Source organism: Herbiconiux sp. 11R-BC (genome assembly GCF_049472555.1).
In the GTDB taxonomy this organism is placed as follows: domain Bacteria; phylum Actinomycetota; class Actinomycetes; order Actinomycetales; family Microbacteriaceae; genus Herbiconiux.
In genome coordinates this window covers 970,107-991,794 of sequence record NZ_JBCEBO010000001.1, presented here as the reverse complement: position 1 = coordinate 991,794, position 21,688 = coordinate 970,107, and the positions used below count along the sequence as shown (strand labels likewise).

Annotated in this window: 20 protein-coding genes; 13 read left to right on the top strand and 7 right to left on the bottom strand. The window is 70.9% G+C overall.

What is annotated here, in order from left to right; all coding sequences use genetic code 11:
• Nucleotides 1-4: 4 nt before the first annotated feature.
• On the bottom strand, nt 5-214 hold the full coding sequence (locus tag VD659_RS04370) for a hypothetical protein (protein ID WP_137838246.1): 210 nt from the start codon (nt 212-214) through the stop codon (nt 5-7).
• Nucleotides 215-537: 323 nt separating this feature from the next.
• On the opposite strand from VD659_RS04370, the gene VD659_RS04365 reads away from it, so the two are divergent.
• From VD659_RS04365 to VD659_RS04355, 3 genes are read left to right on the top strand one after another with little or no spacing between them, the layout of a single operon-like run.
• Nucleotides 538-1,110 carry a TetR/AcrR family transcriptional regulator gene (locus VD659_RS04365; protein WP_423260047.1) on the top strand — a complete coding sequence of 191 codons (573 nt, stop codon included), beginning with the start codon at nt 538-540 and terminating at the stop codon, nt 1,108-1,110.
• A 52-nt stretch (nt 1,111-1,162) separates the two neighbouring features.
• A complete protein-coding gene (locus tag VD659_RS04360) occupies nt 1,163-1,453 on the top strand; it encodes a PadR family transcriptional regulator (protein ID WP_423259893.1) in 291 nt (96 codons plus the stop codon).
• Nucleotides 1,450-2,778, top strand: a complete 1,329-nt coding sequence (locus VD659_RS04355) for an FAD-binding protein (RefSeq protein ID WP_423259892.1) — start codon at nt 1,450-1,452, stop codon at nt 2,776-2,778. Before VD659_RS04360 ends, VD659_RS04355 begins: the two co-directional genes overlap by 4 nt.
• A gap of 4 nt (nt 2,779-2,782) precedes the next feature.
• Here VD659_RS04355 and VD659_RS04350 read toward each other — a convergent pair whose 3' ends face one another.
• A complete protein-coding gene (locus VD659_RS04350; RefSeq protein WP_137838249.1) occupies nt 2,783-3,133 on the bottom strand; it encodes a hypothetical protein in 351 nt (116 codons plus the stop codon).
• A 131-nt stretch (nt 3,134-3,264) separates the two neighbouring features.
• Here VD659_RS04350 and VD659_RS04345 point away from each other — a divergent pair, with 131 nt between their 5' ends.
• Nucleotides 3,265-3,525, top strand: coding sequence for a type II toxin-antitoxin system Phd/YefM family antitoxin (locus VD659_RS04345; RefSeq protein ID WP_423259891.1), 261 nt, complete (start codon nt 3,265-3,267; stop codon nt 3,523-3,525).
• Nucleotides 3,522-3,779, top strand: coding sequence for a type II toxin-antitoxin system RelE family toxin (locus VD659_RS04340; protein ID WP_423259890.1), 258 nt, complete (start codon nt 3,522-3,524; stop codon nt 3,777-3,779). The genes VD659_RS04345 and VD659_RS04340 overlap by 4 nt, the downstream gene beginning before the upstream one ends.
• Before the next feature lie 78 nt (nt 3,780-3,857).
• Here VD659_RS04340 and VD659_RS04335 read toward each other — a convergent pair whose 3' ends face one another.
• The 4 genes from VD659_RS04335 to VD659_RS04320 all read right to left on the bottom strand — a co-directional run bounded on the left by VD659_RS04335 (nt 3,858) and on the right by VD659_RS04320 (nt 8,757).
• The gene (locus tag VD659_RS04335) at nt 3,858-5,777 is read right to left on the bottom strand and encodes an amidase family protein (protein ID WP_423259889.1); all 1,920 of its coding nucleotides are present in this window, start codon (nt 5,775-5,777) and stop codon (nt 3,858-3,860) included.
• 65 nt (nt 5,778-5,842) lie between these two features.
• Nucleotides 5,843-6,565, bottom strand: coding sequence for a cohesin domain-containing protein (locus VD659_RS04330; protein ID WP_423259888.1), 723 nt, complete (start codon nt 6,563-6,565; stop codon nt 5,843-5,845).
• A gap of 277 nt (nt 6,566-6,842) precedes the next feature.
• Complete coding sequence (locus tag VD659_RS04325; RefSeq protein WP_423259887.1) at nt 6,843-7,724, bottom strand: VOC family protein; 882 nt, start codon at nt 7,722-7,724, stop codon at nt 6,843-6,845.
• A 61-nt stretch (nt 7,725-7,785) separates the two neighbouring features.
• Nucleotides 7,786-8,757, bottom strand: a complete 972-nt coding sequence (locus VD659_RS04320) for a helix-turn-helix domain-containing protein (protein ID WP_423259886.1) — start codon at nt 8,755-8,757, stop codon at nt 7,786-7,788.
• Between the two features lie 146 nt (nt 8,758-8,903).
• On the opposite strand from VD659_RS04320, the gene VD659_RS04315 reads away from it, so the two are divergent.
• The 8 genes from VD659_RS04315 (at nt 8,904) to VD659_RS04280 (ending at nt 19,290) form a co-directional block, all read left to right on the top strand.
• Nucleotides 8,904-10,556 carry an MFS transporter gene (locus tag VD659_RS04315; protein WP_423259885.1) on the top strand — a complete coding sequence of 551 codons (1,653 nt, stop codon included), beginning with the start codon at nt 8,904-8,906 and terminating at the stop codon, nt 10,554-10,556.
• Between the two features lie 12 nt (nt 10,557-10,568).
• Complete coding sequence (locus tag VD659_RS04310) at nt 10,569-12,128, top strand: SLC13 family permease (protein WP_423259884.1); 1,560 nt, start codon at nt 10,569-10,571, stop codon at nt 12,126-12,128.
• 28 nt (nt 12,129-12,156) lie between these two features.
• Complete coding sequence (locus VD659_RS04305) at nt 12,157-13,671, top strand: leucyl aminopeptidase (RefSeq protein WP_423259883.1); 1,515 nt, start codon at nt 12,157-12,159, stop codon at nt 13,669-13,671.
• A 15-nt stretch (nt 13,672-13,686) separates the two neighbouring features.
• Nucleotides 13,687-14,742 (top strand): AI-2E family transporter, encoded by a 1,056-nt coding sequence (locus VD659_RS04300; RefSeq protein WP_423259882.1) that lies wholly within the window; start codon nt 13,687-13,689, stop codon nt 14,740-14,742.
• 49 nt (nt 14,743-14,791) lie between these two features.
• A complete protein-coding gene (gene cls, locus VD659_RS04295; RefSeq protein WP_423259881.1) occupies nt 14,792-16,294 on the top strand; it encodes a cardiolipin synthase in 1,503 nt (500 codons plus the stop codon).
• Between the two features lie 184 nt (nt 16,295-16,478).
• Entirely contained in the window at nt 16,479-17,648 is a 1,170-nt protein-coding gene (locus VD659_RS04290) for an NAD(P)-binding domain-containing protein (protein ID WP_423259880.1), read from the top strand.
• 54 nt (nt 17,649-17,702) lie between these two features.
• Complete coding sequence (locus VD659_RS04285) at nt 17,703-18,584, top strand: alpha/beta fold hydrolase (protein ID WP_423259879.1); 882 nt, start codon at nt 17,703-17,705, stop codon at nt 18,582-18,584.
• Nucleotides 18,577-19,290: a TetR/AcrR family transcriptional regulator gene (locus VD659_RS04280; RefSeq protein ID WP_423259878.1), complete on the top strand. Its 714-nt coding sequence runs from the start codon at nt 18,577-18,579 to the stop codon at nt 19,288-19,290. Before VD659_RS04285 ends, VD659_RS04280 begins: the two co-directional genes overlap by 8 nt.
• Before the next feature lie 155 nt (nt 19,291-19,445).
• On the opposite strand, the gene VD659_RS04275 is transcribed toward VD659_RS04280, so the two are convergent.
• On the bottom strand, nt 19,446-21,686 hold the full coding sequence (locus VD659_RS04275) for a cell wall-binding repeat-containing protein (RefSeq protein WP_423259877.1): 2,241 nt from the start codon (nt 21,684-21,686) through the stop codon (nt 19,446-19,448).
• Between the last annotated feature and the right edge of the window lie 2 nt (nt 21,687-21,688).

Below are 21,688 nucleotides of genomic sequence, written 5' to 3'. Positions count from 1 at the left end.
TGGCTCAGGCGCCGATCTTCTTGGCGATCTTCGTCGCGGCCTTCTCCGCCTGCTTGTAGCTGCGCTTGCGAGCCTTCGCCACGGCCGGGTCGTCCCAGAACTTCTTGGCGACGCCGCTGATCTCGCGATAGCGCGAACGACCGGCCTTGGTGCCGGCGACGTAGGCCCCGGCGGCCACGGCGACGAGGAGGAGGAAGGCGACGGGCTTGGGCATGGTGCACTCCTTGCGTTCGGTGTCGCGCGCGGCTTCGTGCGTCGCGACTCCCTGTCGACGCTATGCCCGGGCGCGTCTCGCGCCAATGGTCACTCGGCGAGTCAACAGGATGCGGAGGTGGATGCGTGCAGAGGGTGCTGCGCGCCCCCGGGCTCAGCGCTGCGCGATCACCGGATGCGGCACCGCACGGTAGGCCGCCACGCAGGCGAGCGCGAGCCACGCCCAGCCGGCGAGTACGGCGAGCCAGAGCAGCCCCACGCCAGGAGAGGGCAACCCCCGGCGACCGGCGGTCCGATCCGCGGCCGCAGCGCTCGCGGGAGCGCATCCTCGATGCGGCGACGGCGCACTTCGCCCTCCGCGGCTTCGTCGGGGCGAACGTCGACGAGGTGGCGGCGGAGGCCGGGGTCGCGAAACGCACCGTCTACAACCTCTACGCGAGCAAGGACGAGCTCTTCCGGGCTGTGATCGAGCGCGTCACCGAGACCGCCGAGGGGTTCATGACCCGGGATGCGGAGGCCGTGATCGGCCATCGGCCCGTGCGGGAGGAGATCGGTGACTTCGCGGAAGCGCACGCCCGTGCCGTGCTCGCCCCCCGCGTGCTGGCCACCCGTCGTCTGCTCGTGGGCGAGTCCGTCCGCTTCCCGGAGCTCGCGGCCGACTACTACGAGCGCATCCCGGCTCGCGTGATGCGGGCGATCGGCCGGCGGCTCGCGCGCTATCACGACGCAGGTCTCTTGCAGGTACCCGACCCGGACCTCGCCGCCGAGCACTTCGCGTTCCTCGTTCTCGGTGCCTCCCTCGACCGTGCGATGTTCGACAGCACCGCGCTCGCCCCCGTCGTCGTCGTGCAGCGGGCCCGCGCGGGCGCCGACGCCTTCGTGCGCGCCTACCGGTGACGAGACCGGGAGCCCCTGCGCGGACGCGGACGACCGCCGCTAGGTTGAGAACATGGAACCGTTGCAGCGGGTGACCGCTCCCACCGTCGACGTGCTGACGATYCTCCTCGAGGGAGAGGGCCCGATGTTCGGGCTGCAGATCATGCAGCTCAGCGGGCGGCCGTCGGGCACCGTCTACCCGATCCTCGAGCGCCTCGAGCGCCAGGGCTGGATCTCCTCCGAGTGGGAGGAGCACACCGACACGCAGCTGCGCCGCCGCCGCGTCTACGCCTTCACGCCCGAGGGTGCGCCGGCGGCCCGGGCCTTGCTCGCCACCCGCCTCGCCGCAGGGCAGCGCTCGTGACCGGGCGGCTGTTCGCGGAGAGCTCCGGCAGCAGCGCGGCCGACCGCGACGCTGTCGGCCGCAGCGATGACGGCGCCGTCGGTGCCGACCTCAACTGGGCCGGCAACTACCGCTTCACGGCTCCCCGCCTGGCGGAGCCGCAGAGCGTCGCGGAGCTGGCCGCCGTCATCCGGCAACCCGGCCCGGTGCGCGCGCTCGGCACCCGTCACTCCTTCAACGACATCGCCGACACGAGCGGCACCCTGATCTCCACCGCGGGGCTCCCCGCAGGCGTCGAGATCGACGCGGATGCCCGCCTCGCGACGGTCGGCGCCGGCATGCGCTACGGCATCGCGGCCCGGGCGCTCCAGGAGCACGGCTGGGCCCTGCACAACATGGGCTCGCTGCCGCACATCTCCATCGGCGGCGCCGTCGCCACCGGAACGCACGGATCGGGCAACACGAACGGCACGCTCTCCTCGGCGGTGCACGCTCTCGAGTACGTCGATCACCGCGGCGAGCTCGTGGTGACCGACCGCGGTCATCCGGATTTCGGAGCCCTCGTGGTGGCAGCCGGCGCCTTCGGCGTCACGACCCGCCTGACCCTCGACGTCCAGCCGAGCTACCTCGTGCAGCAGGACGCCTGGGACGGCATCGCCTGGGCCGACTTCCTCGCCGACCCGGATGCGCTGCTCGGCTCCGGCTACAGCGTGAGCGTGCTCACCCACTGGGGCGTGCCCGAGCTCGAGCACGTGTGGGTCAAGACGCGGCTGAGCGAGGAGGAGGCTGCCGTGGGGCTGGCGCCCGAGCGCTCGCTGCTGGGCGGCATCCGGGAGCCCGCGGGCCTCGCCCTCGAACCCAATCTCACCGAGCGCGGAGTCCCCGGCCCGTGGAACGAGCGGTTGCCGCACTTCCGGCTCGAGACGGTGCCCTCCCGCGGGGAGGAGCTGCAGACGGAGTACTTCGTGCGGCGCTCGGATGCCGCGGCCGCGCTCTCCGCGGTGCGCGAGCTCGCCGGCGTGATCGACCCGCTGCTCGGCCTCAGCGAGTTCCGCACGGTGGCGGCCGACGAGCAGTGGCTGAGCGGGGCCTACGGGCGCGACACCCTCGCCATCCACTTCACCTGGCTGCCCGACGACGCGGGGGTGCGGGCCGTGCTGCCGCTGATCGAGCGCGCGCTCGAGCCCTTCGGCGCCCGGCCGCACTGGGGCAAGCTGCACCTCTTCGACGCCGAGCGCATCGCGGCCGTGGTGCCGCGCCTGGCCGACGCCCGGGCGGTCTACGAGCGCCTCGACCCCGAGGGCCGTTTCGCGAACGCCCACCTGCGCAGGCTCGGCATCCGCTGAGTCGCTAGTGCGCGGGCCCGAGCAGGATGGCCACCATGGCGGCCGCACCGCCCACGATGAACAGAAGCGTGCCCACCTGCATGGTGCGGGTCTTGTTGTGGTCGGCCACCGGCACGCTCACCTCGAGGATCGGGCAGCCCGACCAGCCGATCAGCCCGATGCTGAGCGCCACGAACGCCGAGCCCACCCAGAACAGCACGCCGCCGCCCTCGGTGAGCACCGAGGGGCGCCAGCCCGAGGCGAGCAGCGGGCCCATCACGATGGCCACGGATCCGACCGCCGCGGCGAACCAGGCGGTGCCGGTCCACATGATGCGCTGGACGTTCTTCTCGGGGGTCATCAGGTCGTGAGTCATCGGGCGGCTTTCTCTAATTGGTCTACGTCAACTATTCTCGCGCCTTTCGGGCCGCACACAACTTCGGGCCCGTGGCGCCATCTTTCGCTCGTAATGTACATAATCAGCGAGATCGGGGTAATATTCCGACTATGAGCGTCATCACCATCACGGATGCGCGAGGCAAGCTCGCCGCTCTCGTCGACGACTCGCATCGTGAGCCCGTCTATCTCACCCGCCGCGACCGCCCCGTCGCGGCCATCGTCGATGCCGAGCAACTGCAGCAGCTGCTCGCCGACGCCGAGGAGCTCGCCGACATCCGCGCGGTCGATGCGGCGTGGGAGGAGACCGAGCGTCTCGGTGAGACCCCGATTCCCTGGGACGAGGTCAAACGCGACCTCGGCCTGGCATGACCCGGTACGACGTTCAGGTTCTCCCTACAGCCGTTCGAACACTCCGCACACTGCCCCCCGAGGCCAAGCGCCGCATCCAGGCCGTCATCGAGCTGCTCGCCGACGACCCGCGGCCGCCGGCCGCGAGGAAACTCGTCGCCCGCCCCGAGTGGCGCGTGCGCACCGGCGACTACCGGGTGATCTATCGCATCGACGATGGGGTGCTCGTCATCGTCGTGGKCGATCTCGGCCACCGGCGCGAGATCGACCGCTAGCCGGCATCCGCCGGAAAAGCGGATGCCCGCCCCGCGGTCCGAAGACCGGGGACGGGCATCCGTGGTGCGGGTCGGGACTCAGCCGGCTGCCGAGTACAGGGCCGGCGCGGTACGCGCCTTCGTGGCCTGCTCGAAGGCGTAGGTGAGGCCGATCAGCGAGCCCTCCGTGTAGTCCTTGCCGAGGAACTCGAGGTTGACGCCGCCACCGGGGTTGGCCTCGGTCGGGCTCGCCTGGCCCATCGGCACGGTGACCGCCGGCATGCCCGTGTTCGGGCTGAGACGGAGGTTCGTGGAGAAGGTGCCGTACGGCGTGCCGCTCGGGTACACGATCGCGTCGATGGCGTTGTCGGTCATGAGCTTCGTGACGAGGGCGTTGCCGGTGGCGATCTGCGTGGTGTGCGTGCCCGTGGTGGGGTTCGCCCAGAGATCGTACTGCGACGGCGTGACGTTGTTGCGCTGCACGTAGGTGCTGTTGCGCGAGGTCACGAAGTTGCCCGAGGCGATGATGTCACCGAGCGAACGGCTCGTCACGGCCGAGCTGAGGTGGTTCGCGATGTACACGTCGAGGTCGTGCTTGAACTCGTTCGTGCTGCCGCTGCCCTCGTTGAGCACCTTGTTGAAGTCGGCGGTCGGGAACGGCACCGCGGTCGTCGTGAGGTCGACGACGGTCGCGCCCTGAGCCTCGAGGGTGAGCTTCGCGGCATCCCAGAGGCGCTTGTCGGTCGGGTTGCTCGAGGCCATCATCGACGGCACGAAGCCGATCCGCTTGCCCTGAAGGGCGGTGGGGTCCAGGTACGAGGTGTACGAGTCCGGCACGAGGCCCGTCTGCTCGGAGGTGATCGGGTCGTTGGCGTCGACCCCGACGACCGCGTCGAGCGCGACCGCAGCATCCGTGACGCTGCGAGCGAGCGGACCACCGGTGTCCTGCGTGAGCGCAAGCGGGATGATGCCGTCGCGGCTCGTGAGCCCCACCGTCGGGCGGATGCCCACCAGCTGGTTGTAGGAGGAGGGCACGCGGATCGAACCGCCCGTGTCGGTGCCGAAGCCGAGGGCGGCGAAGTTCGCCGAGATCGAGGCGCCGGTTCCGCCGCTCGACCCTCCCGCGGACTTGGTGGTGTCGTAGGGGCTGGCGACGAGGGCCGACTTCTGCTTGGTGGTGCTGGAGTCGATCCCCTGGAAGGCCGAGAACTCCGAGACGAAGCCGTAGGCGAACTCGTCGAGGCTGGCCTTGGCGAGGATGACGGCGCCCGCGTCGCGGAGGCCGGCGACCATCTTCGCGTCGGTCGTGGTCTGGTTCGCCTCCCAGCAGGCGCATCCGCCGGTCGTCACCATGTCCGTGGTGTCGTAGTTGTCCTTCAGCGCGATCGGAATGCCGAGCAGCATGCTCGTCATGCCGTCGGCGGCGCGGGTGGCGTCGGCGGCCGCTGCCGCCTGGAGGGCGACGGTGCTCGTGGTGATGATCGAGTTCAGCGGGCGCTGCAGGTTGCCGGTGGTGGAGGAGCCGGTCGTCGTGGTCGGGCCGTCGAAGTCGACCTTGTCGAGCGAGGCGATGCGGTCGAGGTAGGCCTGGGTGAGCTGCACCGAGGTGATGACTCCCGCGTTCATGGCGGCCTGCATGTCGAGGGTCGAGGCCTCGATCAGGGTGAAGGGGCCGTCGTCGTAGATCATGCGCTCGGAGACGGCGGCGAGGTCCTTGACCGTGATGACGCCGTCGGCGTCGACATCGGCCACCGAGACCGAGGGCCAGTCGGCGGAGGCGGGGGTCGCGCCGATGTGGTCGGTGACCACCTGCAGGTCGAGCGTGGTGACCTGCTTGTCGCCGGTGAGGTCGAGCGCCGTGTAGTAGGGCGCGAGCATCGACGCGGCGGGGGCGCCGGGTGCGGCTGCGGGGTCGGCGTTCGCCGGGGTGGCGACGACGGTTCCCGCCGCGAGCACCGCGAGGAGGCCCGCGGAGGCGGCCGCCGTGGTGCGTGCGCGTCGGAAGGCGCTGGATTTCACGGAATCGTTCCTCGAGGAGAAGGGGGACCGAGCGGCCCCGGAGACGGGGGAAGGGGTGCGGCGGCTCATCGGGCGCTCGCAGACCGGCGGCGCACGACCACCAGGATTCCGGCGGCGAGGGCCGCGACGGCGAACAGCACCAGGGCGCCGATGCTGAGACCGGTGAGCGCGAGCGATCCGGAGTCGCCCGAGGCCACGGCGGCCGGGGTCGACGTGGCGGTCGCGGTGGGCTCGGCGGTCGGAGTGACCGTGGGGGTGGGCGTGGGGGTGGGTGTCGGCAGCGCCTCGATGACGACGGCGAAGGCGGCCGCATCGGTGAGGGTGTCGGTTCCGCCGGTGGTGTCGACCACGGTGACGCTCGGCACGGTGATGTTCGCGGCTCCGCTCGCCAGCGAGGTGAACTGCAGCGTCAGCGGGATGTCACCGCCGATCGCGGGTGAGGTGCCGAGGCGGGTGTACAGCAGGTGCACGCCGTCGGCGCTGTCGGTGGCGGAGGTGAAGCCGCCGGCCGGGCCGTCGCTCGCGCTGCCGGCGACGTAGCTGAGAGCGGCGTGGTCGTAGCCGACCACGATCTCGTAGGAGAACACGTCGGCGGTGCCGGCGAGGCTGAGCTCGACGTCGACACTATCTCCGACGGTCACCGTGGGCGTGGCGTAGAGCGTGACCGTGCCGGCGGTGGGCCCGGCGGCGAACGCGGGGGCTGCGCCCACCAGGGAGAGGCCGAGGGCGAGCCCGCCGGCCACGAGGGCCGATCGCAGGCGCCGGCGGCGCGGGGAGGATTCGTGCATCGTGGCGGTGTCCTTCTTTCTTCGGCAGGATCCGCCGTCCAGGCACGCCGAAGAGCGCCGGTGCAGGGGCGCGAGAACCTCACGGGAGGACGTCGGCGCCGAGCGAGGCGCTTGATGTTTCTTCGGGATTTTGGGGCGGATGCTCAGCTAGGTGCAAGGAGCCTTACGCTAATGCGCAAAAAGTATGCAAATCGTTTCACCAGTGTTTCGCGGATGTAAAGAGACAGACGAGACAGAGGTTTCGAACGCAAGGCGATCAAGAATTCCGGCCTGGTGCTCAGGGCGTGGCGGGGCGCAACAGGATCGTGTTGTCCCACGGGTCGGCCACGGTCACACTGCGGCCGTCGTTCGCCGTCTGTAGGCCGAAGTGGCGCAGGCGCTCGTCGGTGGCGCCGAGTTCCGCCGCATCCGGCAGTACGATCTCCACCTGGCCGAGTCCGAGGGTCTGCTGCCGGCGACCGGCGCCGAGCGAGTTCCACACGTTCATGGCCATGTGGTGGTGGTAGCCCCCGGCCGAGACGAACAGTGCCGAGGGGCCGTAGGTGGTGGTGACCTCGAAGCCGAGCTTGTCGACGTAGAAGTCGCGCGCCTGGGCGACGTCGCCCACCGAGAGGTGCACGTGGCCGATCGAGGCTCCGCCGACCCTCGGGTCGTCGACGATCTCCTGGGTGAGGTTCTGCTGCAGGAAGGCGTTCGGGTCGAGGAAGAGCGTCGACATCTCGATCTGCCCGTGCGTCCAGCTCCACTCGGTGCGGTCGCGGTCCCAATAGAGCTCCACCCCGTTGTTCTCGGGGTCGTTGAAGTAGAAGGCCTTCGACACCAGGTGGTCGCTCGAGCCTGTGAACGACTGCGGGAAGCGGGTGGCCACCGAATAGACGGCCGCGGCGAGCGCCGCCTCCGACTCGAACAGGATCGCGGTGTGGAAGAGTCCCGCGGCCCGCGGCTCGGGGTTCTTGAGCTCCGGGGCGTGCTGCAGGATCATCGCGGGCACCCCGCCGCGGCCGAGCACCGCGCTGTCCCCATGCTGCGCGATCACGTCGAGCGTCACGGCGTCGCGGTAGTAGGCGATCATGCCGTCGAGGTCGCCGACCCGCAGGGTCACGGCGCCCATCGCGGTGTCGGGAGCGAGGAGATCGGATGCGTTCGTCATAGTGCTCATTAAAACACTTGTACCGACAACTAAATTCCCCACCCGAGGGGCGGCGCGCCGGGCAGCGGAGTCAGTGGCGGGTGAGGGCGGTGTCGGGCAGCGGCGGGGCGCTCGCGCGGAACGCGACCGGCGACATCCCGTGCACCGCCTGGAAGGCCCGCCGCAGACGCGACGCCGAGCCGAAGCCACAGGCGGCCGCGATCTCGTCGAGCGTCGAGGACCGCCAGCCCGGGTCGCCGAGGTAGGCGGCGGCGGTGCGCAGTCGGCAGGCCCGGATCTCGTCGCTCACCGAGGTGCCGGCGGCGCCGAGCACGCGCTGCAGATGCCGCACCGAGATGCCGAGGGCCGTGGCCACGTCGGCGGCGTCGAGATCGGGGTCGGCCGCGTTGCTCTCGATGAAGGCGACCGCGCGCGCGAGACGCTCGGCGTGGCCCTCCACCTCGTCGGTGCTCGCGTAGGCACTCACGAGCATGCCCACGAGCATCGTCTGCAGAGCCCGCTGGGTGGTCATGCCCTCGGCCGAACCGGGGCGGGGGAGGTCGTCGGTGAGTGCGAGCAGGAAGGCCGCGGCCGCGCTCGTGAGGACGCTGCGTGGGAGCTCACGGGTGTCGCGCTCGAAGTCGGGAACGCCGAAGCGCGCCAGCGCGTTGCGGGCGAGTGTCACCGCGGCCGCGTCGTAGTCGTCGCCGCCCTCGATCTCGTAGGGCTCGAACCCGTTCAGGATGGCCACGCTCCCCGGCGAGAGCGCCAGCTCGTGGCCGCCCTGGCGCGCGGTCGCCCGGCCGCGGTGCAGGAACACGAAGGTGGTGCCCACGTCGAGGGCGTCGACATGGGCGGCGGAGCGCACCTGACGCCCGGCCGAGAGGCGGCTGCGCGCGACCGAGGTCTCGTCGAACACCACGATGCTCAGGGAGCCGCGGAACGCCTCCGGATCGGCGACGCCGATGGCCGAGTGCCAGCCCATCAGCTCGATGCCCTCGCGGCCCACGAGCTCGGTGTGTGCGGGCTTGCGCGGGGTGAACCGCCGCAGAGGACGAGGCATGGCCACAGTATGCCGTACTGCGCCATGATGAGTTCATCCTGCGCCATGATGCGGAGCGCGCGAGGCCCCGGCCCTAGTGTGACTCTTGATCGGCCAGGTGCCGTTTCCCAAGCGAGTCGGGGGCATCCAGAATGTCAGCAGGATCAGTGCAGAACACCACCGCCGCGCGGGTCGCGCGGGCCTCCTGGTTGCCACTCATCGTGGTGGTGCTGACCCAGATCCAGGCCTCCTTCGCCGTGAACACCCTCACGGTGTCGATGCAGGGCATCTCGACCGATCTCGACATGCCCGCCACGAGCATCGGCACGGCCATCACCACCGGCACCTTCGCGATGGCGGCGTTCATCCTGCTCGGCGCGAAGATCGGCGCCAAGTTCGGCACGCGGCGGGTCTTCCAGATCGCCGTCGTCATCCACGCGGCCGCGATGGCGGCCATCGCGCTCGCCGTGAGCCCCGTGATGCTCTTCGTGGCGCAGGCGGCCTCCGGCGCGGTCATCGCCCTCATCGCGCCGGCCCTCGTGGTGTTCATCTCCACCAACTACCGCGGCGACCAGCAGGCCAAGGCCATCGGCTACCTCGCCGCCGCCATCCCGGCCGCCGGCGTGCTGGCCCTGCTCATCGCGGGCTCCTTCGCTTCCACCATCGGCTGGCGCTACTCCTTCGCCCTCATCGCGGTGCTCGGGGTGATCAACCTCGTGCTGAGCTTCCGCTTCTCGCCGGTGGCGCCGCAGAAGGAGCTCTCGATCGACATCGTGGGTGCGCTGCTCGCGGCCGCCTCGATCATCCTGCTCAGCTTCGGCTTCTCGGGCCTCACCTCGTGGGGCGTGTTCCTCGCCACCCCGAACGCGCCGTTCGACGTTCTCGGCATCTCGCCGGCGCCGATCCTCGTGCTGCTCGGCGCCGTCGGCGGCCAGTGCTTCTTTCTCTGGCTGCGCCGGCGCAAGAAGGCGGGGCTCCCGCAGATCTTCGACCTCGATGTGCTGAAATCGGGCGCCGAGCGCGCCACCACCTTCTGCATGGCCGCGATGCTGTTCATCGGAACGGCTGCGAACTTCCTCATCCCGCTCTACATCCAGATCGTGCAGGGGCGGTCGAGCTTCGAGACCTCGCTGTCGATCATCCCCTACACGATCTCGATCTTCGTGGCGAACACCGTGGTGGCCAGCTTCTACAAGCGCTTCCCGCCCCGGGTCATCGCCCGCGCCGGCTTCGTGATCGTGGCGCTCGCGCTCGTGATCATCGCCTTCACCGTGCGGAACGACTGGGGTCAGTTCTTCGTGGTGGTGGGCCTCATCCTGCTCGGCCTCGGGCAGGGCGCCATCGTGGCGCTCGTGTTCAACACCCTGCTCTCCTCGGCGCCCAAGCGCCTGGCCGGCGACGTCGGCGCCTGGCGCGGGCTCGTGCACAACATCTCGGGCAGCGTCGGCATCGCCGTGATGACGGTGTTCGCGGTCGGGATGCTGAGCTCCTTCATCGCGTCGGGCCTGGCTGACCACCCGAGCATCCCGCCGTCGCTGCAGGCCGAGGTGCCGCTGGACAGCGTGAACTTCATCACGAACGACCATCTGCGAGCCGTGATGGACGCGACCAGCGCCACCCCGGCCCAGGTCGACGAGGCCGTCGCCGTGAACGAGCTCGCCCGCCTGCAGGCGCTCAAGGTGTCGCTGCTCGTGCTCGCCGGCATCGCCGTGCTCGCCATCGTGCCCGCCGGCCGCATGCCGGCGCGCATGGGCGGAGGGGAGCCCGACGGCGCCGAAGGCGAGTCCCTCGAGCTCGAAGACGCCCGCGACGACGACTAGGCAGCCCCGCCCGTGAACCCGATCGCGATCACCCTGATCGTTCTACTGCTGGCCATCGTGGCCTTCGTGTGGAACAAGATCCCCGTGGGAATCGTGGCGATCGGCGTCGCGCTCGCGCTCTACGTCACGGGCATCAACAGCTTCGAGCAGACCATCGCCGGCTTCGGCGACCCCGTCATCATCTTCATCGCCGCGCTCTTCGTGGTGGGCGAGGGCCTGGATGCGACGGGGGTCACCACCTGGGCCGGCCAGCAGCTGACGGCGCGGGCCGGCACCAAGCGCTCGCGCATCGTCGTGCTGGTGTCGCTGCTGGTCGCCGTGCTCACGGCGCTGATCAGCGTGAACGGAGCGGTGGCCGCCCTCGTTCCGATGGTGGTGGTGCTCGCCCTGCGCATCAAGCAGCCGCCCTCGCAGCTGCTCATGCCGCTCGCCTTCGCGGCCCATGCCGGGTCGCTGCTCCTGCTGTCGGGCACGCCGGTGAACGTGCTGATCTCCGAACTCGCCGTCCCGGCCGCGGGACGCCCGATCGGGTATTTCGAGTTCGCTCTCGTGGGCATCCCGCTGCTGGTCGGCACGGTGCTGATCATCGTGCTGTTCGGCCCCCGGCTGCTGCCGCACCGCGAGGCCGAGCACGCCGCCCGCGACCTCAGCAGGCACGCCGAGACCCTCGTGGCCCAGTACTCGCTCGACCCGGCGCGGCCGGTGCTCGACCGGGAGTCCGGCCTCACCGAGGTGGTCGTGGCGCCGCGCTCGGAATTCATCGGCGAGACCGTGTTCCCCGGCATGGTGACCGAGAGCGGCCGGCTCGTGATCGTCGCCGTGCAGCGCAGCGGCGAAGACCAGGGGCGCACGGTGCTGGCGGCCGGCGACGTGATGCTGCTGCAGGGAACGTGGGAAGCACTGAGCGCCGAGGCGGTGGCCGACCCCAACGTCGTGGTGATCGACGACCCCGACCAGGTGCGCCGGCAGGCCGTGCCCCTCTCCGGCCGGGCCTGGGCGGCGATCGCCATCCTCGCCGGCATGGTGCTGCTGCTCGCCATCGGCATCGTGCCGCCGGCCATCGCGGCCCTCGTGGCGGCGGGCGCGATGGTGCTGCTGCGGGTGGTGACGGTGGCGCAGGCGCACCGCTCGATCTCATGGACGACGCTCATCCTGGTGGCGGGCATGATCCCGCTGTCCACCGCCATCCAGGGCTCGGGCGCCGCCGACCTCATCGCGAACGGCATCGTCGACGCGCTGGGCGGCGCGAGCCCTTACCTGCTCGTGCTCGGGCTGAGCCTGGTGACCGTGATCCTCGGGCAGCTCATCAGCAACATGGCCACCGCGCTCATCCTCGCCCCGATCGCCGTGGCGGTGGCCGCGGAGACCGGCATCTCCCCGCTGCCACTGCTGATGGCCGTGGCCGTCTCGGCCGCCGCCTCCTTCCTCACCCCCGTGGCCACTCCCGCCAATACGATGGTGCTGGGCCCCGGTGGCTACCGCTTCGGCGACTACTGGAAGCTCGGACTGCCGCTGGTCGCACTCTTCGTCCTCGTCGCCACGCTCGTGGTGCCGATCTTCTGGCCGTTCTGACTTCTGCACACGAATGGAGACACCCACCATGCCCGACTCCTCGCACCGGCTGATCCCCGCCGGGTTCCCCCTGCTCCCCTCGCTCGGCGCGGTGCCGGCCGTGACGGTCGCGTCCGCCGCGAGCACCGCATCCGTCGCCGTCGGCTACCCGGTGGCGCCCGACGGCGCCCTGCCCGCCGAACTCGGCCTCGACTGGGAGGCCCTGCGGGTCTACGGCTTCGAGGGCAAGCCCGGCCAGACCTTCGCGGTGCCCAAGCTCGGTGCCCCCGACGTCGTGGTCGTGGGCATCGGGGCCGACGACGTGCGCACCGAGGCGAAGCTGCGCGACGTGGTGGCGGCCTTCGTGCGGGCCGAGCGCCGCGCATCCGCCTTGTCGTTCGTGGTGGGCGAGAGCTACCCGCTCGACGAGGTCACCATCGGCCGCGCCGTCGCCGAAGCGGCCGTGCTGGCGCGCTACGCCTACACGCCCCTGAAGACCAGCTCGAAGCACGTGGCGCTCGCCGCCTTCGAGATCGTGACACCGCTGGACTCCGGGCTCGTCGAAGACGGCGTGCAGGAGGGCCTCGTGCTCGCCCGGGCCGCCGCCGTCGCCCGCGACCTCGCCAACACGCCCCCCGGCCACCTCACCGCCGCGGTGTTCGCCGACCTCGCCGTGAGCGTCGGCCCGAAGTACGGCCTCGAGGTGACGGTGGCCGACAAGGCGGAGCTCATCGCGCTCGGCTGCGGCGGCATCCTCGGCGTCAACGCGGGAAGCGTCGAAGAGCCGCGCATGATCGTGCTGCACTACGTGCCCCAGGGCGGCGCCACCGCGAAGACGCACCTCGCGCTCGTGGGCAAGGGCATCATGTTCGACTCGGGCGGCATCTCGCTGAAGCCCTCCGACCCGATGCACCTGCTGATGAAGATGGACATGGGCGGTGCGGCCGCGGTGTTCGGGGCCATGACGGCGCTGCAGGACTCCGGATGCGCGAGCGAGGTCACGGCCTACCTCATGTGCACCGACAACATGCCCTCGGGCTCCGCCACGAAGCTCGGCGACGTGCTGACCATCCGCGGCGGGACGACCGTCGAGGTGAAGAACACGGATGCGGAGGGCCGGCTGGTGATGAGCGACGCGCTCGTGCTCGCCTCGGAGCTGAAGCCCGCCGCGATCATCGACATCGCCACCCTCACGGGTGCGGCGCTGATGGCGCTCGGGCCCTCGACGGCGGCGCTGTTCGCGAACGACGTCCCGCTCGCCACGCGCGTCGCCGCTGCGGCTTCCGCCACCGACGAGCCGGTCTGGCAGCTGCCGCTCGAGAAGAAGTACCGCCCGCAGATCGACTCCGACATCGCCGACCTCTCGAACCTCGGCGGCAAGTACGCCGGGGCCACGACGGCGGCGCTCTTCCTCGCCGAGTTCGTGGGCGACATCCCGTGGGCGCACCTCGACATCGCGGGCACCATGAACTCCGACACCGACGACTCCTGGCGCTCCAAGGGCGCCACCGGCTACGGCGCGCGCCTGCTCGCCCGTCTGCTCGTCGACTACCCCACGAGCTGATCGGCGGCTGATCCCATGACCACTCCTGCTTTCCTCACCGGCGGCCCGTTCCGCGTCGGCTTCGTCGCCACCCTCGGCGTGCTGCTCGCCCTGCTGCTCGGCGCCGCGGTGGCGTCGCTCAGCACGGCGCTGACGCTCATCTTCGTGGCGTTCTTCGTGTGCCTCGGTCTCTACCCGACCGTGCGATGGCTCGAGCGCCGCAAGTTCTCGCGCACCGGCGCGGTGCTCACCGTCATCGCGGGCTTCATCGTGGTGGTGGCGCTGCTGCTCTGGCTCGTCATCCCGATCGTGGTCGACCAGCTCACCCAGCTGTTCACCTACCTGCCGAAGGGCTTCGACGACGTCGAGAACCAGCAGTGGTTCATCGACACGAACGCCTCCTTCGGTGGGGCGTTGACCCCCGTGGTCGAATGGCTCTCCTCGTCGCTGAGCGACCCGAACCTCTGGCTCACGGTGGGCGGCGGTGCGCTGAAGGTGGGCGCGGGCTTCGTCAACGGCGTCTTCGGGGTGATCTTCGTGATCGCGCTGACCATCTACTTCGTGGCCGGTCTCGAGACCATCAAGACGAGTCTCTACGCGCTCGTGCCGCTCTCGAAGCGGCCCGGCGTGATGGAGCTCGGCGAGACCATCATGGAGTCGGTGGGCAAGTACCTGGGCGGGATGGTCATCCTCGCGGCCATCAACGCGGTGTTCACCTTCATCCTGCTCACCGCGGCCGGGGTGCCGTTCGCGCCGGTGCTGGCGGCGCTCGCCTTCCCGATCACGCTCATCCCGCTCGTCGGCAGCGTCATCAACCTCATCATCGTCACCATGGTGTCGCTGTTCGCCTCGCCCGGCACGGCGCTCGTGGTGGGGCTCGTGATGCTCGTCTACGTGCAGTTCGAGGCCTACTTCCTGACGCCGCGCATCGTGGGCAAGGCCATCAGCATCCCGGGGTCGCTCGTGCTCATCGGCGCGATGATCGGCGGCACGCTGCTCGGGCTCCTCGGCGCGCTGATCGCGTGCCCGGTGACCGCATCCGTTCTGCTCATCATCAAGAAGGTCGTGGTGCCACGGCAGAACCTGGCGTGAACGGGGTGCTGAGCGGGAGCGTGCGGATGCGCGGGGCCGGCGGCCGCTCGTGACCGGCCTCGAGGTGGGTGAGACCACCGCGCTCGTGCTGCTGGCGGCGCACATCGTGCTCGGCTTCGTGGCCACCGTGCTCGTGTCGGCGAACCGGCGGCCCTCGGCGGCGATCGCCTGGGTGCTCACGATCGTCTTCATCCCGTTCCTCGGGGCGCTCGCCTACCTGCTCGTGGGCCGCAGCCGGCTGCCGCGGGCGCGGCGCGAGAAGCAGGCCGAGGTGAACGAGCTCGTGCTCGCGCGTACCGCCGGGCTGTCGCTGGTGTCGCACGGCGACGAGTGGCCGTCATGGCTGCACTCGGTGGTGGCGCTCAACCGCAACCTCGGGGCGCTGCCGATGGTGGGTGGCAACACGGCCGAGCTGATCGACGACTACGAGGGCTCGCTGCGAGCGATGACGGCGGCCATCGACGGCGCCACGGAGTCGGTGCACGTCGAGTTCTACATCCTCGTGCTCGACGACGCCACGCGGCCGTTCTTCGAGGCGCTCGCGCGGGCCGTCGCCCGCGGGGTCGAGGTGCGGGTGCTCTCCGACCACCTCGCCGGGTTCCTGCAGTCGAACCGGCGGGAGACGCAGGCCTTTCTGCGCGGCGCCGGCATCCCGTGGCAGGGCATGCTGCCGCTCCGGCCCCTGCGCGGCCAGTGGCAGCGGCCGGATCTCCGCAACCACCGCAAGATCGTGGTGGTCGACGGGGCCGTGGGGTTCACGGGTTCGCAGAACCTGATCGACTCGAGCTACCTCAAGCCCAAGAACGTGAAGCGCGGGCTGCACTGGCACGAGGTGATGGTGCGGCTGACCGGGCCCGTCGTGCGCGAGCTCGACGCGGTGTTCGTGACCGACTGGTACTCCGAGACCGACGAGCTGCTGCCGCTCGACACGGCGCCCGTGGTGCTGCCGGTGCCCGCACCCGCACCGGTGTCGCCCGGCGTGCCCGGAGCATCCGACGGCCTCGTGGATGCGCAGGTGCTGCCGAGCGGGCCGGCCTTCGAGAACGAGAACAACCTCAAGCTCTTCGCGGCGCTGATCCACAAGGCCGAGCGGCGGGTCAGCATCACGAGCCCGTATTTCGTGCCCGAGGAGTCGGTGCTGCTCGCCATCGTCACCGCCGCATCGAGGGGGCTCGCGGTCGAGCTCTTCGTCTCCGAGATCGGCGACCAGGCGCTCGTGCACCACGCGCAGCGCTCCTACTACGAGGCTCTGCTGCGGGCGGGCGTGCGCATCTACCTCTACCGGCCGCCGACCGTGCTGCACTCGAAGCACTTCACGGTCGACGAGGAGGTGGCGGTGATCGGCTCGTCGAACATGGACATCCGCTCGTTCAGCCTCAACCTCGAGGTGTCGGTGCTCGTGCACGGACGCACCTTCGTCGACCGGATGCGGGCGATCGAGGACTCCTACCGCGCCGAGTCGACCCTCCTCACCCTCGATGCCTGGCTCGCGCGGCCCGTGCGCGGCAAGGTCTGGGACTCGCTGGCGCGGCTGACCTCGTCGCTGCAGTGAGGGGAACGACCGTCCCCTCCCCGAAACGACGGACTTCTCGCGCGTATCGCGGAAACTACGGACTCTCCGTCCGTCCGGGCTGTTGCGCTCCGTCGTTCCGGCGGGCGCGCGAACGTCGGCGGGCGTGCGGATGTCGGTGGGAGCGTGGATGTCGGCGTGGGCGAAGTGGGAGACTGTCTCTGCGATGAGCGAGGTGCTGGGGCGGGCGACGGTGGTCGTCGTCGGGGCGGGGCAGGCGGGGTTGTCGGCGGCCTACCACCTGCAGCGGCAAGGGTTCGTGAGCGCACTCGAGGCGCAGAATCCGGAGTCCGGAGGCGGGGCCGGCGCGGCCGATGCGCCCGACGGGGCCGCGCGCAGTTATGTGGTGTTCGATGCGAACACGACGCCGGGCGGGGCGTGGCAGCACCGGTGGGAGTCGTTGCGCATGGCGACGGTGAACGGCATCTTCGACCTCCCGGGTTCTCCGAAGCCGCCGCTCGACGACGACGAGCCCAGCCGGGAGGCCGTGCCACGGTACTTCGCGGCCTACGAACGCGAGCACGGGTTCCCGATCGTGCGGCCGGTGCGGGTGACCTCGGTGCATCCGGCCCCCGGCGAGGATGCGCGCGACGGTCTGCTCGAGGTCGAGACGGAAGGCGCTGGGGCGGGCACGTGGATCACGCGCTACGTCATCAACGCCACCGGCACCTGGACGAATCCGCTGCTGCCGCACTACCCCGGCCAGGAGACCTTCCGAGGCCGCCAGTTGCACACGAGCGACTATGTCTCGCTCGAGGAGTTCCGCGGGCGCCGGGTGGCGGTGGTGGGTGGGGGCATCTCGGCGGTGCAGCAGCTCGAGGAGATCTCCCGAGTGGCCACGACCCTCTGGTACACCCGGCGCGAGCCCGTCTTCCTCGACGTCCCGTTCGAGCACGAGACCCTCGGCCGCGACACCATCGCGAAGGTGGTGGCCGACGTCGAGGCGGGTAAGCCCACCCGCAGCGTGGTCTCGTACACCGGCCTGGTCTGGACGCCCTACGCGCTCGCTGCCCGCGAGCGCGGTGTGCTCGTGCGGCGCCCGATGTTCACCGCCATCGAGCCCTACGGCGTGCGCGAGGCCGACGGCAGCTTCACCTCGGTGGACACCATCCTCTGGGCCACGGGATTCCGGGCCGCGCTCGGCCACCTCGACCCGTTGCGCCTGCGCAACGAGCTCGGGGGCATCACGATGGACGGCACGCGCGTGGCGGCCGACCACCGCATCCATCTCGTGGGAATCGGGCCCTCGCAGTCGACCGTCGGGGCCAACCGCGCGGGGCGGGATGCCGTGGCCGCGATCGCGCGCGAGCTGCGGCCGAGGCATCCTGCCGAGTGAACTCTTTCTCCTAAAGCTATTGCCAATAGCTTTAAAGCTAGGTACAGTAGCCACATGAACGCAACGCAGAACCCCATCAGCGAACTCCGCTTCCTCGACCGAGGGGAGGGCCGGCTCGCCTACAGCGTCGCCGGAGCATCCGATGCGCCCCTCGTCGTGACCTCGCCCGGCATGGGCGACCTCCGCAGCACCTACCGTGCCCTCTCCCCGCAGCTCGTGGCCGCGGGCTACCGCGTCGCCGACGCCGAGCTGCGTGGGCACGGCGACAGCGACACCGGCTTCCGCGCCTACGGCGACGAGGAGACGGCTTCCGACCTCATCGCCCTGATCGAGGCCCTCGGCGGCGGCCCGGCCGTCGTCGTGGGCAACTCGATGAGCGCGGGCGCCGCCGTGATCGCTGCCGCTCGCCGCCCCGAACTCGTCGCCGGCCTCGTGCTCGTGGGAGCCTTCGTGCGCAACCCGCCGATGAACCCGGTGATGGGCGCGCTCTTCCGCGTGATGATGGCCCGCCCGTGGGTGGCCCCGGTGTGGAACGCCTACCTGCCCACCCTCTACGCCGGCCGCAAGCCCGACGACTTCGCCGCCTACCGTGCCTCGGTGCGGGATGCGCTGCGCCGGCCCGGCCACGCCGCCGCCTTCTCCGCGACCACGCGGCTCTCGCACGACCCGGCCGAGGCTGTGGTGGGCCGGGTGCAGGCGCCGGCCCTCATCGTGATGGGGGAGCGCGACCCCGACTTCCGCGACCCCGCGGCCGAGGCGGCCTGGATCGCGGAGGCGCTCGGGGCTCCCGCGGAGGTGCTGATGGTCGCCGAAGCGGGTCACTACCCGCACGCGCAGCAGCCCGAGATCGTCACGCCCGCGGTCGTCGGCTTCGTCGGCCGCGTCTTCGGCTCCGCCGCGGGCGGCTCGGCGGAGAGCGGGGCGGCGAGTGCCTAGGGCCGGTGTCACGCGCGAGCGCGTCACGGAGGAGGCCGAGCAGCTCGCCGACGAGGTGGGCTTCGACGCCCTCACGCTCGCGGCCGTCGCGGTGCGCCTCGGCATCAAGCTGCCGAGCCTCTACAAGCACATCGACAGCCTCGCGGCGCTCCGCGACTCGGTGTCGGAGCGCGCCATCCACGAGCTCGCCGGCGTCATGGCGCGGGCCACGGTGGGCAAGGCGGGGGCGGATGCCGTGGCGGCGCTCGCGCACGCCAGCCGCGAGTGGGCGCACGCGCATCCGGGCCGCTACGCGGCCACGGTGTCGGCGCCGCGCCGGGTCGCTGCGGCGCCCGGGCGCGGTGTCGACGCGGCGTCGGCGCCCACTGTCGGCCCGCCCGACGGCGCTGCCGCGCCGGCGAGCGGCGTGAGTGCCGCGACCGGCACGGTCGGCTCCGAGGCCGGGCCGGCGGCAGAGGAGTTCGGTCTGCCCGAGGCCGCTGCCGCGGCGGCTGTCGCCGTGGGGGTGATCTACGACGTGCTCGCCGGCTTCGGCCTCGAGGGCGACGACGCGATCGACGCCACCCGCGGCCTGCGTTCGCTGCTGCACGGCTTCGTGGCGCTCGAGGCCGCGGGTGGTTTCGGGCTGCCGGCCGACGTCGACCGGAGCTTCGATCGCCTGGTCGACGCGTTCATCCGCTCGCTCCCGGGCTACCGCACGGCCTGAGTGAGTAGTTCTGCACATTCTGCGTGCGACCGAGCCCTATAGCGCGTCGGTCGCACGCAGAATGTGAGCAACTAATCAGTGGCACGAGTGAGGGCCCCTCCGGAAGCGGAGGGGCCCTCGCCGTCGCCCGGGACGGGCGCGTGCTCAGTGCTGCACTACGAGGCGCACGGCGTGAGCGACTGCACGGCCTCGCTGAGCGAGTTCGGCCCGCCGAGCAGGGTGATGCGGTCGGCGTTGAACGACGCGATGTCGGCGAGCGCGGCCTGCGGCACGCAGTTCGACGGCACCACGTAGAGCGGAGCCTTCGCCCCGGCCGCGAGGGCCGCGCCCGCGAGGGCGTCGGGGAAGTTCAGTCCGGTCGCGATGAACACGTCCTTCGCCCGGGTGAAGGCGTCGGCGTTGATGTTCACCGAGGCCTCGAAGCGGTCGGCGCCGGAGAGGCGCGTGACCGGGGCGACCGTGTTCAGCGCCGCCTCCACGCCGGTCGACACCGAGTTCGGGCCGCCCGCGATCTTCAGCGAGGTCACGTGCAGGCCGGTGAGCGCCGCTTTCGTGGCGTCGTCAGCCGTCGCGGCCGGGCCGTTCACGAGCAGCACGGGGGCGCCGAACGATCCGCCGGCCGCGCTCGCGGAGAGAGCGTCGGGGAAGTTCGTGCCGGTCGCCACGTAGGCCGTGGTGGCACCCTCGCCGAAGGCGTAGTCCACGACGTTGCGCGAGACCTCGTAGCGGTCGGCTCCGGCCAGGCGCACGGTGCTCTCGCTCGCGATGCCCTGCAGCTCCGAGAACACGGCCGGGGAGACCGAGTTCGGTCCGCCCACGACGACGATCTTCTTCGGGGCGAGGCGGGTGATCTCGGCGGAGACGGCCGGCACCAGGCGGTCGGCCGGGGTCAGCAGCAGCGGGGCGTTCTCGCTCGCGGCGGCCGGAGCGGCGCTCAGGGCGTCGGAGAACACCGCGCCGTTCGCCACGTAGACGGTGTCGGAGGTGCCGGTGTGCGAGGTCTGCGAGATCTTCACGGCGACGTCGTAGCGGTCGGCGCCGTCGATGCGGGTGGCGTCGGGGAGCGCGAAGCTGAGGGGGGTGTAGGTCTCGAAGGGGGCGTACTTCGCGCCACTGCCCGAGTAGGTGTAGATGCCATAGTTGCCGTCTGCAAGGCCTGCCGCGGCCTTTGCGACCGGGATGTCCACCGTGAATGATCCGCTGGCATCGATGGCTATCGCGCCGGCGGCCGAACCGCCCACGCTGTTCACGTCTTCAGGCGCGACCGCCCATTTCTGCTGGAGGACCTTCCGCGTAGAACTGGCCGTATTCGCAGAGGGCTGCCACGAGTCCAGGAAGCTCCCGAACACCACGTACGATCCGCCGAACTTGCCGGCCAGCGGCTGGCGCGTGCCCGAGGTCGCCGGAGCGCTCGGCAGGAAGCCGGTTCCGGTCACCGTGACCGTCTCGCCATCCGGGTTCAGGCCCGTGGTCTTCGACACGGTCACCGTCGGCTTCGGGATGGTCACGCCGATCGGCAGAGCCACCTTGCGGGCGTCTGCCGATCCGCCGCTGGAGTACCAGTAGGAGGACTGTCCGGTCAGGCCCTGGAAGTCCACGAAGCTCTGGGGGAAGGAGCCCCAGTAGTCGCCCGTCTTCGCCTGAGGCGTCGCTCCGCCCGGCGCGGTGACCGAGACGCCGAGGTACTCGGGGTCGACGGTGAAGCCGCCGTCGGTGACGTCGACGCCGTTGAGGTCGGCAAGGGTCACGACCGTGTCGGGGAGCGCCACGAACTGGCTCGTGTCCTCCATGCTCGTGCCGTAGCCGCTCAGGGTGGCCGTGATCGAGCCCGAGCCGTTGTCGACGACGAGGTGCGGGTTGCTCACCGAGTACTGGGTCAGGCCGCCGTAGAAGGCGACGGTGAAATCGCCGGTCCAGGAGATGTCGGCGTCTTCTGCTGCCGGGTCGGCCGTTCCGGAGCCCGATCCGATCGACACCCGGTTGTCGCTGTACTTGCCGGCCGGCGCGGTGATCGCGGCGCCGCTCGCGTCGGTCGAGAGGCCGGCCCAGGTGGCGGTGGCGTAGCTGCCGTCGGCCTGCTTCTTCTGGATGGTCACGTTGCCCGAGGTGGCGAGCCAGTCCGAGGCGCTGACGGTGTCGGCGGCGTCGGACTTGGTGACCTTGCCGGCGCTCAGCAGGTTCATCTGGCCGTTGTAGCCCTTGGTTCCCGCCTCGTTGCTGAGCCCCCAGGTGAAGACGGCTCCCGAGACGGTGTTGGGCGTGACGACCGTGGGAACGGTCGCGGCCGGGGCGGCGGCGAAGGCGGGCGCGGCCGCCAGGGTGGACAGGGCGAGGGCGACGGTGATGCCGGTCGCCAGGGCTGCGCTGGCGCGCGCCCGGGTGCGTGTGTTGTTCACAG

Coding starts and splice junctions, on each gene's coding strand:
- VD659_RS04300 (WP_423259882.1), top strand. CDS start 13,687: ATGACCACTCCTGCTTTCCTCACCGGCGGCCCGTTCCGCGTCGGCTTC.
- VD659_RS04350 (WP_137838249.1), bottom strand. CDS start 3,133: ATGACTCACGACCTGATGACCCCCGAGAAGAACGTCCAGCGCATCATG.
- VD659_RS04325 (WP_423259887.1), bottom strand. CDS start 7,724: ATGAGCACTATGACGAACGCATCCGATCTCCTCGCTCCCGACACCGCG.
- VD659_RS04330 (WP_423259888.1), bottom strand. CDS start 6,565: ATGCACGAATCCTCCCCGCGCCGCCGGCGCCTGCGATCGGCCCTCGTG.
- VD659_RS04320 (WP_423259886.1), bottom strand. CDS start 8,757: ATGCCTCGTCCTCTGCGGCGGTTCACCCCGCGCAAGCCCGCACACACC.
- VD659_RS04370 (WP_137838246.1), bottom strand. CDS start 214: ATGCCCAAGCCCGTCGCCTTCCTCCTCCTCGTCGCCGTGGCCGCCGGG.
- VD659_RS04345 (WP_423259891.1), top strand. CDS start 3,265: ATGAGCGTCATCACCATCACGGATGCGCGAGGCAAGCTCGCCGCTCTC.
- VD659_RS04305 (WP_423259883.1), top strand. CDS start 12,157: ATGCCCGACTCCTCGCACCGGCTGATCCCCGCCGGGTTCCCCCTGCTC.
- VD659_RS04285 (WP_423259879.1), top strand. CDS start 17,703: ATGAACGCAACGCAGAACCCCATCAGCGAACTCCGCTTCCTCGACCGA.
- VD659_RS04290 (WP_423259880.1), top strand. CDS start 16,479: ATGAGCGAGGTGCTGGGGCGGGCGACGGTGGTCGTCGTCGGGGCGGGG.